This is a genomic window from Vibrio sp. T20, from assembly GCF_007858795.1.
GTDB lineage: Bacteria > Pseudomonadota > Gammaproteobacteria > Enterobacterales > Vibrionaceae > Vibrio > Vibrio satsumensis.
Window position 1 is genome coordinate 383,490 of the sequence record NZ_VFEB01000091.1, and the last position, 14,044, is coordinate 397,533.

A 14,044-nucleotide genomic window follows, 5' to 3' on the forward strand; every position below is an offset into this window, starting at 1 on the left:
TTTCCTAAGATTTCCATTCACTAATTTAAAAATATTAGAAAACAGGAGAGCTATTAAGTTATCTGAGACGAATCGACATGGGTTCTAGGTGTAATTTATCTGCATCAACAAAGAACTAAGAGAGATAAAGGATTCCACTATGCAAAGCCCTAAAATCACATTCATCGGTGCAGGCTCAACCATTTTTGTTAAGAACATTCTTGGCGACGTTTTCCACCGTTCAGCACTACAAAATGCTCATGTCGCATTAATGGATATTGATGAGAACCGATTAGAAGAGTCTCACCTTGTCGTCAGTAAGTTGATGGAATCATCAGGCGCGACCGGCTCGATTTCATGCCATTTAGATCAAAAAGAGGCACTACAAGGTGCAGATTTTGTTGTCATAGCCTTTCAAATCGGTGGCTACGAGCCATGTACCGTCACAGATTTCGAAGTGTGTAAACGCCACGGTCTTGAACAAACAATTGCTGACACATTGGGGCCTGGCGGGATTATGCGTTCACTACGCACTATTCCGCACCTTTGGAGTGTCTGTGAAGACATGACTGAGGTTTGCCCGACCGCTACCATGCTCAACTACGTAAACCCAATGGCAATGAACACATGGGCAATGTACGAGAAGTATCCGCACATTAAACAAGTCGGTTTGTGTCACTCAGTACAAGGTACAGCTGAAGAACTAGCACGCGACCTAGACTTAGATTACGCAGATCTTCGCTATACCTGCGCAGGCATTAACCACATGGCTTACTACCTAACCCTCGAGAAGAAGACAGAAAGCGGTGAGTACGTCGACATTTATCCAGACCTACTTGAAGCCTTTGAGAGTGGCAAAGCGCCTAAGCCGGGTATTTATCACAATGGTCGCTGCACCAACTTAGTTCGCTATGAGATGTTTAAGAAGCTTGGTTACTTCGTGACAGAGTCTTCTGAACATTTTTCTGAATACACCCCCTATTTTATCAAGCCAAATCGTCCAGATTTAATCGAACGTTATAAAGTGCCACTTGATGAATACCCTAAACGTTGTGTCGAACAAATTGCAGATTGGAAGCGCGACCTTCAAGAGTTTAAAACAGCGGACAAGATCACTGTTGAGGAGTCTCATGAATACGCTAGTACCATCATGAACTCTATCTGGACAGGTATACCGAGCGTCATTTATGGAAACGTTAAAAACGAAGCCTTAATCGACAATTTACCTCAAGGTTGCTGTGTTGAAGTCGCCTGTTTAGTGGATGCTAATGGTGTTCAACCAATCAAAGCAGGGCGTCTACCAAACCACTTAGCTGCATTGATGCAAACCAACATTAATGTTCAGACTCTACTCACAGAAGCGATTCTCACCGAAAACCGTGACCGTATCTATCATGCTGCGATGCTTGACCCTCATACTGCCGCTGTACTTGGAATAGAAGAGATATACGCGCTGGTTGATGACTTGATTGAAGCCCATCAGGGCTGGTTACCAGAGTGGGTTAACAAGTAATTTCATACTAATAAAAACATACAATAACGTGAATATTAACGCCTTCTCAGTGAGGAGGCGTAAGGAGTGGTAATGAGTATCTCAATGAATACCAAGCTAAGTTATGGCTTTGGCGCATTTGGTAAAGACTTCGCAATCACCATCGTCTATATGTACCTAATGTTTTACTACACGGATGTAGTCGGTATTTCTGCTGCTACAGTCGGAACTATTTTCCTCGTCGCACGCATCTGGGATGCCGTCAATGACCCTATTATGGGGTGGTTGGTCAACAATACACGTACTCGATGGGGCAAGTTCAAACCTTGGATTTTAATTGGCACACTCGCTAACTCCGTGGTTCTTCTGATGGTGTTTAGTGCGCATTACATCGAAGGTCCTTGGTTAATCGCATACGCCGCTGTCACCTATATCTTGTGGGGCATGACTTACACACTAATGGATATCCCTTTTTGGTCACTGGTCCCAACACTGACTTTGGACAAGCGTGAACGTGAAGAGCTTGTGCCATACCCTCGATTTTTCGCGAGCCTTGCATGGATAGTAACCGCAGCTATCGCTATGCCTTTCGTGAACTACGTAGGTGGGGACGATAAAGGGTTCGGCTTCCAGATTTTCACCCTCTTGTTGATCGCTTGTTTCTTAGTCTCTACTTTCATTACTTTACGCAATGTGAAAGAGCGCTATTCAACGGCTAACCTCGACACAACACAACCGGAAGAAAAGGTTTCACTGAAAAAGCTTCTCGCGCTTATCTACAAAAACGACCAATTGACTAGCGTTCTGTGCATGGCGTTGTCTTATAACCTCGCGACCAACATTATTACCGCCTTTGCTGTGTACTACTTCACTTATGTTGTTGGTAATGAAGAACTATTCCCTTACTACATGGCTTATGCGGGTATTGCTAACCTAATCACGCTAGTGTTGTTCCCTAAACTTGCTCAGATGTTTTCACGCCGAGTTCTGTGGGCATGTGCATCCACTTTCCCTATCTTAGGTAGTGCGGTACTCATCTACGTTGGCATGTATGACACACAAAGCATTCTCCTGATATCAACGGCAGGCGTCTTCCTACAAATTGGTACAGCTCTATTCTGGGTGCTTAACGTCATCATGGTCGCTGACACGGTCGATTACGGTGAGTTCAAACTGGGGGCTCGCTGTGAAAGTATCGCCTACTCCGTGCAAACACTGGTTGTGAAAGCAGGCTCTGCATTTGCCGCTTTCTTTATCGGTATCGCGCTCACTGCCGTTGACTATGTGCCTAACGTAACGCAAAGCCCTGAAACAGTATTCGGCATGCAATGCATCATGGTCGGCCTACCTGCTTTTTTCTTTGCCATTGCATTAATCATCTACTTCCGCTTCTACAAACTGAACGGTGCCTATCACCAAAAGATTCAAGATCACTTAACAGAGAAATACGACCACATTACAAACGAAGGCTCAAATAAAGGCGAAAACCACAAGCCAACAGAACCAGCACAAGTCGTTTAGTATGAAGTCACATCAAACAGTTCGCTTATACAATTAAAAGCACAAACAACAAAGCCACAGTACATGCTGTGGCTTGTCTTATTAGTTAGTCAGCTTTAACCAGCACCTTGATTAAACAACCAATAACTCACGGGGTTATCAGGGCATTGATAAGGTCCACACTCAACGAACGTAGCAAGGGCATTGAGCGCAACGACGACAATTGCCAATAAGCACGCAATACGCCCTAGATTACTCATTTTGTATGGTTCTTGAGACTCTGCCTTATTGGTCAGTATCAAAAGAACAGAGACAGCAAATATAGTCGCAGTGAACAACACAAAAGCCCAAGTGTAGTAGTGCATCCCAAAGATAGGGCTACCATAACCAGGAGTTCCGGGAATAACATGAAGGGAAACCTGCCTTAGCGATGTCGCAACACCGTACAAGGCACCAATCATAATAACACCATAGTGGCGAGATTGAGGCCCATAAACCACATTCAACATGAAGCCAAACGCGACCATCACAAAGCCAATACGTTGCAATAAGCATAACGGGCAAGGCAACTCGTTAAGAACAAACTGAAGAATAAAGCCGGTCAACAGCACAGCTGTCATCCCTAGCAGCCCAAGAGTATTCAAGAGAGTTAACTGATTTCGATTCATGCTAACTCCTTACAATAAAATTGATAGTGGGTCGGTGGCATGGTGGTTAAACCAATACAAACCAAGGATCACTGAGCTAGCAAAAAAGCCATAAGCAGCAGTCTTCTTGTCGAAAAAGGCGCATAGCATCGCCACAAGTAACAACAAAAACAGTAAAGACATCATAAGAGGTACTTCCTTTCTATTTATCCTGTTCATTCAGATTGAACGTCATAATGAATATCCACACCGATGCTCTTAGTCATTCAACTCCGGTAAATCTATGGATTACGAATTGAAAATCATCAACTTAATAGTTGTAAGTAAGGCCCAAGCTGTCAAGCTTGAAGCCACGCACTAAGTGCATACCGGCACGTTAAAGCACCTAACAAACCGATAAAGTTCGTTGATGTTGATGTCAGGCAAGGTTGGCGAATATATGAATGAAGTTAAGCTTGGGGAGTACTAGGGCTATTTTTACTGCTCCCAAAAGCAAAAAACCTAGCGAAAGGTCGCTAGGTTTCAAATATAAAATGAGGTAATACAAGCTCACTTCAGCGGATCATTGTCCGGCAAAGCTTTGTGTATCCATAACGCCAAACGCTTTTTAATGTTCGCACCGTCAAGCTTACTTTCAGGTAGAGGCGTAATCTGATTCACTTCGACCAAAAATAAGTACACTGATTTAATTTTTATTGGTTGGGATGAGTGTGGCAAATCAAAACCTTGTAATTTCGCCATTTTAAAACCGACTTCCAGCGCCTTCTTGACCAATTTGTCTTCATTAATGATCTTCGCGGTTTTCGACATATCATCTCCATCATATTTATTGAACGAACATTGAGTATACCAAACAGAATCGCGGACAAGATTACCGCGATCTCAATTCGAAAACTCTATTTGGATAAATACAATAAAACGAATCACCTATCTAAAGCCAATTCCAATCTAATTAATATTTTCTAAATGAATAGCAATAAGCAAACGATTTCTTAATAGAATACTCAATAAATGAGATCCTCAGTCAAGAAACTAAAAACCGAACAATTTTTGACTTATCATTCCAAAGGATACGGAATACTATGATTACCATTAAAATGATACGCATTCTATAAAATAGCAATAAGCTTCTGTTATTTAATCAGTTTTATACTAAAACGACTCAGATCATATTTACAGAAACCTGTAACAAAACATTATTTACAAAACACTCACTAAGAAAATAGAATAAACCCACTAATATTATACTGGTGTTAAAAATGCGTTATCTATGGGCTTCATTCTGTCATAAAAACCCAATTCCCGGACGAATCGTTCATATCTTTGTTATGTTGGTAGCGTTAGCTTCTATCGTTGTTCCATTGATTTCAAAAGACGCGACTACGATCTTAGTTTCACTATGTATCGCTTTAGTCTGTTTCGTGCTGTTTGTCTTCTTTGCTCTTGCCGACAAAATGCGTTCAGGTATGCATTAATCTCAGATACTGGTTACTTTTAAGCCTTTAGAGAATTTAAAGAAAAACGCCCAACGCTATTCACTTTGGGCGTTTTTGCTTTAGCGACACATGACATCAAAAATAGTACTCAATAGAAATCTCTAAACTCTTCAATTCGATTCTTTCCTCTCAACAACAGAAAGTTAAGAAATCGCGATGTAGATGTCGTTATCACTTTATCTTCAGCAACTCCGTGCTTTTCAAGTAGTGCAATGGCGAGCTCTAAGCGCGCGATCTCCTCACAGAAGTGAGCATCAGATCCTGTCGAGAAGTAAACGCCTACTTCTTTACCGATTTCCACAATGTTACTGCAGCGAACATCACTGCCTTTACGGCTTTTTCCCGTCAAAGAGGTATTGTTCACTTCTATTGCCACATTGTGTTCTTTGGCACACTCAAGCACGGCACGAATATCAAATGGGTAATTCGGGTTGCCAAGGTGTCCAAGCACATCGACTTTCCCTCTTTTAATCACATTGATTAGCGCTTGAGTATGTACCTCTTCAGTTGAGGGTGGAAACACAGGTTCATGGAAGCTAGTAATGGTCCAATCAAGGTGCTGATAGGTTGAAGGGGCTAGATCTAAGTCACCTTCAATATTCAGGGTGTTAGCTTCCACTCCACGCAGGATTCCAACATCGTGAAGGAAACGGGGCAAAATTCTTTGGTTATTGAAAAACCAGTAGTGGGGGGCTCCCGGCATTTCTGGAGCATGATCCGTTGTGCAAAGAAGTTTTAGCCCCTTCTCCTGAGCTGCTTTAGCATTCTCTATAATAGTGCTGTAAGCATGGCCGCTAGCAAGAGTATGAGTATGGCTGTCGACGACGATCTTCATAGCGACCTCCTAAAATCAATTAATGTCAAAAGAACCATCTTGGTTCATGTACAGTGTCAGATCTGCTTTTACGGAGTGATTCAAAACCATGTCTACATTCTTAGAATCTGAGCTTTGATAAAACGCGAGTGCCTCTTCTGGTGTTGAACCACCGCGGATCTTTCGGTTCACCAAACGCTCTTCTAAAAATTTAGGATCGGTATCAATGAAGATGGTGAAATCAGCAAGTTCATTAAGCCCATTCCATACAGGCTCATTGAGCAGTAACCAGTTACCTTCAATCACGACAATTTCTTTCTCTACCGTAATAGCATCATCAACCGGATCATGTAGGTTACGGTCGTAGTATGGCCATTTCGGATCTTGGACTTTGAGCTTTTTTAGCTTGTCTATCAGAGATGTGAGATTAAAAGTCTCGTGGGCACCTTTAATACTACGCAGCTTTATCTTCTCGTCGCCGCGTATCGTGTAATTCGAATCAAGAATCTCATTTGGGTAGTGGAAACCATCAAAAGGTAAAACCTGTAATGGCACGGCATTAGGAATGGTTTGGGATAGATGTTCCCAAAATGCCGCTAAGGTCGATTTCCCGCTGCCGGGAGGCGCAGCCAGGAATATCACCGTTCGTTCGTTTTTTTCTTGGTAAAGGCGAGAAAACTTTTCAACCAATGGCTTATGAATTTGTTCGATATTGTTATCTGGGAATACAGCTTCAGTCTCAAAGCCACTGACATTTAGGGAAACTTTCATATGAAAAGCCTTAATCTAAAATTTCGTTCTCCACGGTTTCTAGCAAACCCTCACAAGCGAGCTTTAACACGGTTTTGACCAGTGACTCATAGCGAGCTTGAGAAAAGGAGTCGAATGATGAAAATTTTAATTGGTTAATCGAATCAAGATAGATACTGCTATCGGACTTTGAGAGCGTAGATTGGTTGCTGATGAAGTCGTAAATCACATCATCACTAAACGAAATCGGCTCTTTTTGTTGAATGACAAAGCCGTGCATTTGGTCAAACAAGTTAATGTCAGCGTAACTCTCTAGTGAGATCTTACCCATCGCAAACATCAGTTTGGATACCACATCAATCTCGACTAATGGACCATCTTCTTTGAGAAGAGGGGTCACGGCATACTCAATCACCAAAGGATCTTGTACGAATACCCTTGGTAACAAATGCTTCAACTTGGCTGTAATTAGCTTATGAGATGCTTGAATAAAACAAGTGGCGGTTGCGCACTCTTCTAACGCATCTAATAAATTGTCTTGCACCGTAATAACATGTTCCTTATTGGTCGTGGCAGCAGTCACGCTGCCACGAAATCATCGATTAAGCCGTTAGGCTAACGCCATAGAACTCCAGCAGTGCTTTCTCCGCTAGCTCGTTCCAAACGTAGTTATTGTCTTTCAAAATTCGGTCTAGTTCACCGAAGAACGGGTCTTGGCCTGCTAGCTTGTGGAATTCATCAATTGCCGTCAGTGGCAGGTCAATGTGCGGGTAGATTAACTTTTTACCACCAGGGATATCCAATTGATTTAGGATAGTGTGAGGTGCCGCTTCTAGTCCACCAACATGAGTTAACATAAATGATGGGTTGATCTTACCCGCTTCAGAAAGTTCAATGGATTCAACCATATCCCCCGTTGAACCGCCAGAGGTTCCGACAATATGCGTTGATTCATAGTGCACATTGTAAAAATTGAACGGTACTTTAAATTGCTTGTCCGTTGGGCCCGCAAAGAAGTTCAGGCAGCCATCGTTACCTAATAGCTCATCAGCTTGCTCAAGAACCTGTGCAACCGCCGCATATACCATGACATCATCGTAGCCATTGCCTTCGTTTAGGTCTTTCAGGTATGCGACAGGGTCATCAATTTTTGCCGTGTTTACATAATGAAGTTCAATACCGTTTTCAGCCGCTTTTGATACCGGAATTAGGCTCTCAGCGCGCGCCAGGCGAGCTTCATCAATATCAGTCACAACAATACGACTTGGCTTAACTGGGCCATTAATCGCGTAATCAATCGCGCCAATGCCCATAGGGCCAGCACATGCAAGAAGTGCTAGCGCACCACCTTCTTTAATACCCATTTGGTGCTCGTACACGTAAGGCGTGGTGTGGTAGCTCGCATGGAAAGCACCGATGATGCAAGACATTGGCTCCGCAAGTGAGGCATTTGCGTAGTAAGAGCTCTTGTATGGCAGAACACAGTCTAAGTCGATTGCAACTTTAGGAATGATTGAGTAAGTCGCGTTACCACCAAATGTTTCATAGCTGTAGCCTGCTGAGTAGCCTGTTGGTAGCCCCATTGCTGGTTGCAATACAAATGGTTCGCCTGGTTTGAAACGGTCTTGTAAGTTAGCGCCTACTTCTACAATTACGCCAGCGTACTCGTGGCCAGTCATTACTGGAACTTCTGAAATATTGTCTGGTACACGTTTGTGGTTGCTACCAAGTAACGCCGCTTTGTAAGTAGATAGACAGATGCTGTTTGAAACGTTTTTAACCAGCAGTTCATCATCTGAAATCTTTGGCAGATCGAAGGTTCTCAGTTGAACGTCTTTCTCACCACAAATTACTGCTGCAGTTGTTTGAACCATGATTTTTTCTCCGAAAAGTGGGGCCAGTATCTGACCCCTGAATATTGATTAAGCTTGCTGACCGATGGTGTCCATTAGGCTGTCTAATGCTGGGTCATGTAGGAAGTTCTTGATAGTCACCACAGGAAGACCTGTTGCTTTGATTGCGCGACTCTCAAGGCTCTCGTGGGTCACGACCACGTCAGCGTTGCTTGGAACTTTCTCGATTGCGAAGTTCTTCACTTCAACATTAAAGCCTGCCTTTTCGAGTTTACGCTTGAAGGTTGATGCCCCCATCGCGCTTGAACCCATGCCTGCATCACATGCAAAGGCGACGAATTTGATGTCTTTAGCTTCTGCTTTTACCGCTGCTGTTGGATCTTTAGCCACTACGCCTTCTGCTTTCATATCCTTCATGTCAGTCACAGATTGCTCGAACTCATCTTCAGATTCTGTCTTCTTGCTCACTTTCAGGATTGCACTTGCCACTAGGAAAGACACAATCGTTGCTGTTGTTACACCTGCGATGGTTGCGAAGAAGCTGCCTTTTGGTGTTAGTGCTAGGTAAGAGAAGATTGAACCAGGGCTTGGGCCTGCAACCAGACCACCATCAAGTAGGTTGAACGTTGCAATACCTGTCGCTGCACCAGCAATCATCGCTAGAATCATGATTGGCTTCATTAGCACGTATGGGAAGTACAGCTCATGGATACCACCGAAGAAGTGGATGATGATGGCACTTGGCGCTGATTTCTTACTTAGACCTTGACCAAATTTAGCGTAAGCCAGAAGCATACCTAAACCAGGACCTGGGTTAGACGCCACCATGAAGAAGATAGATTTGCCGGTTTCAGCTGCTGCTTGCAGGCCTAGTGGGTAATAAATACCTTGATCGATTGCGTTATTCAGGAAGAGAACTTTTGCTGGCTCGTTAATAATCGCAAGCAAAGGTAGGAAACCAGTCGCAACCAATGCTTCGATGCCAGATTTAACGAACAGGTTCGCTGCAGTCACAGCCGGGCCAACAATCGCATAGGCAAATAGACACATCAGCATGCCGAAGATACCTAGTGAGAAGTTGTTTACTACCATCTCAAAGCCGGAAGGAATCTTGTCTTGTAGGCGCTTATCGATTTGCACAATCACCCAGCCACTCAATGGACCCATGATCATTGCGCCAACAAACATTGGAATTTCAGCGCCGGCAATAACACCCATAGTACCGATGGCACCAGCCACAGCACCACGCTTGTCACCAACAATTTGACCACCGGTATAACCAATAAGTAACGGTAATAAATAGGTAATCATAGGGCCAACAAGTTCACCGAAATATTCATTCGGCATCCAACCTGTTGGGATAAATAATGCAGTAATAAAGCCCCAAGCAATGAAGGCTCCGATATTTGGCAATACCATGGCAGTCAAGTGACCACCAAAAGCTTGCACTTTGGCTCTTATATTTGTAGACACGTTATATTCCTTATTTTCAAAGGTTATTATTAGTAACTTTTAATAATTTCAAGCACTTCAGCTTTTGAAGAAGAGGCTGCCAGTTTGGCAATGTTTTCTTCATCGACCAGCATTTCGCTTAATGCTTGAATCACTTCAATGTGAGTATCTGAATCTTGTGCTGCTAGGGTCAGTAATACATGCGCTGGTCCCATATCTGAACCGAAGTCGACTGGGTTAGAAAACACATGGATACCAAGGCCTGTTTTTAGAACTCCAGCCTCTGGGCGAGCATGAGGCATTGCAACACCTGGACAAAGTACGTAATAAGGTCCATTATCATGCGTTGACTGAATGATCGCGTCTGCATACTTATCGGTTACATAACCTTTATCCTGCAAATAACGCGTCGTTTCTTTAACTGCATCTTCCCACTGATATTCTGAGTGGTTAATGACGTCAATTAAGTCATGGTCAATAAGGTCATAAAGCATAATAAATCCCAGTTATTCGTCTTCGTTGTTGTTGGGTTTATTATCAATGGAAGTGTAGAATTAGAGAAATGACCAATAATGTAGACAGGGGTCACTAAAAATATCGAGTCAATCACCAATTAATGCTGAACATCACGATAATCACATGTTATTTAATTACAAATTTAACATTAACAACAAGTCAATAATCTTAATTAGATATAGCCCTCAAATTTGATATTATTTAAAAATCCATAAAACGTGACAAAACTCAAATTAAACCTGTTGATCATAAATTAAACGTGATGATGATTAGGTTTATATCTAGTGATAATTAAATGTAGCACGTCAAAATGAGTGACCTAGATCGCGTGTGAAATCCAAGCACCACTCAACTGAAAGTTTACGTCATAACAAACTGCTAACTCACTCATCCAGCCTCACAACATGCAAACGACCTACATAAAAAAGTCAGACGAAACTCCAAGTACGGAAAAGCCCAAAGTTATTAGCTTTGGGCTTTTCTTCTAGCGACTGTGTTTGATTACAACCGAATGATAAGAATCAATCAGGCATTACAACAATACCCATACTTTCAAGCAGTTGCTCTTGCTGCCACGCGACGATTTTAATCCCCGATGTATCTACCTTGCGAGGATCTAACCCTTCTAATTCAGCATGGCATAAATTAGCACCTTGCATACTGAATTGCCCCCATACATCTTCCGAGAACACGCCTCGGCTGAGATCAGACTCTTTCAGTGACGCGCCGCCAAGGTAAGTCCCTATCCAACGGTTCTCAAACAGCTCGCACTTCTCTAAACAAGCTTGTTCAAAATTGGCGTATGACAGGTTGCAGCCCGTGATATACGCAGAGCAAAAATACATTCTATTGCTTACCTGATTGGCAAAGTTAGCACGAGTGAAGTTCGCCCCTTTTAAGTCGCAATCACGTAACTCAATACCGTAACAATTCGCGTTGCTAAAATTCGCCATCGCCAACTGGCAATTCTGGAAGCTTGCATCTCGTAAGTCGGCAATATCAAAGTGGCATCCCTCAAGATCGCCTTGCTCAATAAACTTACAGTTAATGAACGTTGCATCACGTAAGTTCGAACGTCTGAAATCACAACGGATAAACGTGCAGGCTGTAAATGTAAGCTCTGATAAATCTTGCTGAGCAAAACTGTGGTGATGATAAGTGCTGTTATTGGTGTCCATTTAGCCCCCTAAAGAAATTAAGCTAAGACTATCATTGCGATCTTAAGAAAACACTAAATTAAAAACCAACAAAAACAGCAACTTAAAGCACCCGAAATTAGTCATTTTAAGGCACCAAACAAGCTCTGTAAGGCTGTTATTTTTGTTTTATAGCATGCGCTTATCTTGAAAAAAGTTTTGTCGCTTAGAAGGGGGATATAAGAGAAAAGTCACTTTGACGAAGCGAGTCAACTATTGACAGCGTCCTAACGCGCTAGACTGGACGGTTGGTATGTTGCTGGTTACACTATTCCTCATTCTCAGCATAAAGAGTAAGAACAATGAAAGACATGCGACAAGCTATGCTCGATGCAGGGTTTAGCCTTATTAATGAACACGGGTTTGCTGGTGTTGGCCTGATGAAAATCATCAACCAAGCGGAAGGCACCAAGGGTTCTTTTTACCACTACTTTAAATCCAAAGAGCACTTTGGCGAGATCCTTCTTACTAACTACTTTGATGAGCACCTCGCTAAGCTGGACGACTTTTTAAGTGATGAATCGCTTTCTCGTCGTGATCGCGTTAAAGCCTATTTCGATTTTTGGTGCGCGTCGAAGCTGACTGAGGGCTTCAATATCCAATGTCTTGTCGTAAAACTGGCTGGAGAAGTGTCTGGGTCTGCTAACCCGCTGCAATCGACCATGGCGGAAGGCGCAGAAAAGATCATCCTGCGTATGGCAAAGCTGTTTGAAGAAGGCAATGAGGACGGTGATTTCACTATCGCAGAGCCAGAATCGCTATCTCGAACGCTTTATGGCTTGTGGCTAGGCTCAACGCTCATGGCCGCGATGCAGCGCAACCGTTCGATTCTAAACAATGCCATGGATGAAACCATTCTTGCCATGAGCCCAGCACAATAATCGGCTGACTAGATACCCCCGTAACCAGAAGCCAAATACCAAAAGGCTCGCACAATTTAGCGAGCCTTCTATCTAACTTTAAATCTTGATTGAATCGATTCACGCCAACTCACTACCCCAGACGAGACGCAATATTATTGGCTTTGAGTAAGCCCTTAATAACCGGGTCGATATACTTGAAGAAGCTGAGCCACCCTTGACACAGGTAATTTAGTCCGGCTTCACCATCACGACTGTTGATAATTCGGTTCTTAGGGCACTCCCCATGGCATGCGAACTTAAACTCACAGGTTTGGCATTGTTTCGGCAAATACTTCTGTTTGGCGAACCCAAAACTCTGTTGCTTTGGCGAAAAGGCTAAAGATGAAAGTTCTTGTTCCTGAATATTACCCAACTGAAATTCAGGAAAGACATAATGGTCACATGAATACACATCACCATTGGGCTCAACCGCTAACCCTTTTCCGCAGATCTCACTCAAGGTGCACATGGTACTGTCTCTTCCCATCCACACGCCGACGAAATTTTCAAAATAAGGCACGAGTACTCGACCAAAATCGTGTTCGAACCACTCATCAAAAACCGTCGAAAGAAACTCTCCCCATTGCGTTGAACCGACACTCCAAGGCTCTACTTCACCAGAAACAGGAATGATCGCTTGTTGGTTGCTCAACCATTTATTGTTGGTATGAGCCTCGTGCTTATCCACCACAGGGATAAACTGCAGCTGCTTTGAACCGACTTCGTCACGCAGAAAACGATAAACCTCTAACGGGTATTTGCCCGTCACATCATTCACACAGGTAAGGGTTGCAAACTCAACGTTATGTTTTTTTAGATAGCCGATTCCCCGTATGGTTTGGGAAAAAGTGCCTTTGCCTGCGCGATTAGTGCGGTAATGATTATGCAGATGCTCTGGACCATCAATGCTCACACCGATGATAAAATCATTGTTCTTGAAGAACTCACACCAATCATCATTCAACAAGGTGCCATTGGTTTGCAGGTCATTGCTAATCTTACTGTGGCTAGGGCAATATTTTTTCTGTAATGCCACGACCCTTTCAAAGTACTCAATGCCGAGCAGAGTTGGCTCACCACCATGCCAAGAAAAGATAATCTCCGGCGTATTCTGCCCCTCAATATACTGCTTGATATACAACTCTAGCAGTTCCTCATCCATCACATATTGAGTGCCCTTAGGGTATTCAAGCAGGTGTTGCTTTTCCAAGTAATAACAGTAGGTACAGCTGATATTGCATACGGCACCAATGGGTTTTGCCAACGCTTGAAGCTTGCTGTGCGCCTTGCCATTAAACTGCGGAACCGAACTCAGGTTTGATAGTGATAAGGTCGTCATGAAGAATTCCTCGATGTAAAAGTTATTGTATTAGCCAAAACAATTCGTAATTCCTTTACATGGTGTTCATCGGCCAACCAAGCCTGATGGCATTAGGTTGGCCGAGTG

Annotated in this window: 15 protein-coding genes; 4 read left to right on the forward strand and 11 right to left on the reverse strand. The window is 43.1% G+C overall.

Annotated elements, in window-relative coordinates; genetic code table 11:
• Positions 1-139 precede the first annotated feature (139 nt).
• Complete coding sequence (locus FTW16_RS11270) at positions 140-1,492, forward strand: alpha-glucosidase/alpha-galactosidase (protein ID WP_146491126.1); 1,353 nt, start codon at positions 140-142, stop codon at positions 1,490-1,492.
• A gap of 72 nt (positions 1,493-1,564) precedes the next feature.
• Entirely contained in the window at positions 1,565-2,992 is a 1,428-nt protein-coding gene (melB, locus tag FTW16_RS11275; RefSeq protein ID WP_146491127.1) for a melibiose:sodium transporter MelB, read from the forward strand.
• A gap of 95 nt (positions 2,993-3,087) precedes the next feature.
• Here the strand turns inward: melB and FTW16_RS11280 are convergent, their stop codons facing one another.
• The 3 genes from FTW16_RS11280 to FTW16_RS11285 all read right to left on the reverse strand — a co-directional run bounded on the left by FTW16_RS11280 (position 3,088) and on the right by FTW16_RS11285 (position 4,428).
• Positions 3,088-3,639, reverse strand: a complete 552-nt coding sequence (locus FTW16_RS11280) for a disulfide bond formation protein B (RefSeq protein ID WP_146491128.1) — start codon at positions 3,637-3,639, stop codon at positions 3,088-3,090.
• Positions 3,640-3,648: 9 nt separating this feature from the next.
• Entirely contained in the window at positions 3,649-3,804 is a 156-nt protein-coding gene (locus tag FTW16_RS24490; RefSeq protein ID WP_017061085.1) for a DUF5993 family protein, read from the reverse strand.
• Positions 3,805-4,167: 363 nt separating this feature from the next.
• The gene (locus tag FTW16_RS11285) at positions 4,168-4,428 is read right to left on the reverse strand and encodes a DUF5062 family protein (RefSeq protein ID WP_054542576.1); all 261 of its coding nucleotides are present in this window, start codon (positions 4,426-4,428) and stop codon (positions 4,168-4,170) included.
• Between the two features lie 449 nt (positions 4,429-4,877).
• On the opposite strand from FTW16_RS11285, the gene FTW16_RS11290 reads away from it, so the two are divergent.
• Entirely contained in the window at positions 4,878-5,093 is a 216-nt protein-coding gene (locus FTW16_RS11290; RefSeq protein WP_086714724.1) for a hypothetical protein, read from the forward strand.
• Between the two features lie 109 nt (positions 5,094-5,202).
• Here FTW16_RS11290 and FTW16_RS11295 read toward each other — a convergent pair whose 3' ends face one another.
• The 7 genes from FTW16_RS11295 to FTW16_RS11325 form a co-directional block, all read right to left on the reverse strand.
• On the reverse strand, positions 5,203-5,949 hold the full coding sequence (locus FTW16_RS11295) for a phosphatase (protein ID WP_146491129.1): 747 nt from the start codon (positions 5,947-5,949) through the stop codon (positions 5,203-5,205).
• A 15-nt stretch (positions 5,950-5,964) separates the two neighbouring features.
• Positions 5,965-6,699 (reverse strand): nucleoside/nucleotide kinase family protein, encoded by a 735-nt coding sequence (locus FTW16_RS11300; RefSeq protein ID WP_146491130.1) that lies wholly within the window; start codon positions 6,697-6,699, stop codon positions 5,965-5,967.
• A 10-nt stretch (positions 6,700-6,709) separates the two neighbouring features.
• Positions 6,710-7,228 (reverse strand): MltR family transcriptional regulator, encoded by a 519-nt coding sequence (locus FTW16_RS11305; RefSeq protein WP_186728053.1) that lies wholly within the window; start codon positions 7,226-7,228, stop codon positions 6,710-6,712.
• A gap of 52 nt (positions 7,229-7,280) precedes the next feature.
• Positions 7,281-8,552: a zinc-binding dehydrogenase gene (locus FTW16_RS11310; protein ID WP_146491132.1), complete on the reverse strand. Its 1,272-nt coding sequence runs from the start codon at positions 8,550-8,552 to the stop codon at positions 7,281-7,283.
• 48 nt (positions 8,553-8,600) lie between these two features.
• Complete coding sequence (locus FTW16_RS11315; RefSeq protein WP_146491133.1) at positions 8,601-10,004, reverse strand: PTS mannitol transporter subunit IICB; 1,404 nt, start codon at positions 10,002-10,004, stop codon at positions 8,601-8,603.
• A 29-nt stretch (positions 10,005-10,033) separates the two neighbouring features.
• Complete coding sequence (locus FTW16_RS11320) at positions 10,034-10,477, reverse strand: PTS sugar transporter subunit IIA (RefSeq protein ID WP_146491134.1); 444 nt, start codon at positions 10,475-10,477, stop codon at positions 10,034-10,036.
• Positions 10,478-11,020: 543 nt separating this feature from the next.
• A complete protein-coding gene (locus FTW16_RS11325; protein ID WP_048664479.1) occupies positions 11,021-11,677 on the reverse strand; it encodes a Qnr family pentapeptide repeat protein in 657 nt (218 codons plus the stop codon).
• A 320-nt stretch (positions 11,678-11,997) separates the two neighbouring features.
• Here FTW16_RS11325 and FTW16_RS11330 point away from each other — a divergent pair, with 320 nt between their 5' ends.
• Positions 11,998-12,576, forward strand: coding sequence for a TetR/AcrR family transcriptional regulator (locus tag FTW16_RS11330; RefSeq protein ID WP_146491135.1), 579 nt, complete (start codon positions 11,998-12,000; stop codon positions 12,574-12,576).
• 112 nt (positions 12,577-12,688) lie between these two features.
• Here the strand turns inward: FTW16_RS11330 and FTW16_RS11335 are convergent, their stop codons facing one another.
• Positions 12,689-13,936: an anaerobic sulfatase maturase gene (locus FTW16_RS11335; RefSeq protein ID WP_146491136.1), complete on the reverse strand. Its 1,248-nt coding sequence runs from the start codon at positions 13,934-13,936 to the stop codon at positions 12,689-12,691.
• Between the last annotated feature and the right edge of the window lie 108 nt (positions 13,937-14,044).

Excerpts from the sequence above, each read along its gene's own strand:
- melB (WP_146491127.1), top strand. The coding sequence starts at position 1,565 with ATGAGTATCTCAATGAATACCAAGCTAAGTTATGGCTTTGGCGCATTT.
- FTW16_RS11325 (WP_048664479.1), bottom strand. The coding sequence starts at position 11,677 with ATGGACACCAATAACAGCACTTATCATCACCACAGTTTTGCTCAGCAA.
- FTW16_RS11270 (WP_146491126.1), top strand. The coding sequence starts at position 140 with ATGCAAAGCCCTAAAATCACATTCATCGGTGCAGGCTCAACCATTTTT.
- FTW16_RS11280 (WP_146491128.1), bottom strand. The coding sequence starts at position 3,639 with ATGAATCGAAATCAGTTAACTCTCTTGAATACTCTTGGGCTGCTAGGG.
- FTW16_RS11335 (WP_146491136.1), bottom strand. The coding sequence starts at position 13,936 with ATGACGACCTTATCACTATCAAACCTGAGTTCGGTTCCGCAGTTTAAT.
- FTW16_RS11295 (WP_146491129.1), bottom strand. The coding sequence starts at position 5,949 with ATGAAGATCGTCGTCGACAGCCATACTCATACTCTTGCTAGCGGCCAT.
- FTW16_RS11310 (WP_146491132.1), bottom strand. The coding sequence starts at position 8,552 with ATGGTTCAAACAACTGCAGCAGTAATTTGTGGTGAGAAAGACGTTCAA.
- FTW16_RS11320 (WP_146491134.1), bottom strand. The coding sequence starts at position 10,477 with ATGCTTTATGACCTTATTGACCATGACTTAATTGACGTCATTAACCAC.
- FTW16_RS11330 (WP_146491135.1), top strand. The coding sequence starts at position 11,998 with ATGAAAGACATGCGACAAGCTATGCTCGATGCAGGGTTTAGCCTTATT.
- FTW16_RS11300 (WP_146491130.1), bottom strand. The coding sequence starts at position 6,699 with ATGAAAGTTTCCCTAAATGTCAGTGGCTTTGAGACTGAAGCTGTATTC.
- FTW16_RS11290 (WP_086714724.1), top strand. The coding sequence starts at position 4,878 with ATGCGTTATCTATGGGCTTCATTCTGTCATAAAAACCCAATTCCCGGA.
- FTW16_RS24490 (WP_017061085.1), bottom strand. The coding sequence starts at position 3,804 with ATGATGTCTTTACTGTTTTTGTTGTTACTTGTGGCGATGCTATGCGCC.
- FTW16_RS11285 (WP_054542576.1), bottom strand. The coding sequence starts at position 4,428 with ATGTCGAAAACCGCGAAGATCATTAATGAAGACAAATTGGTCAAGAAG.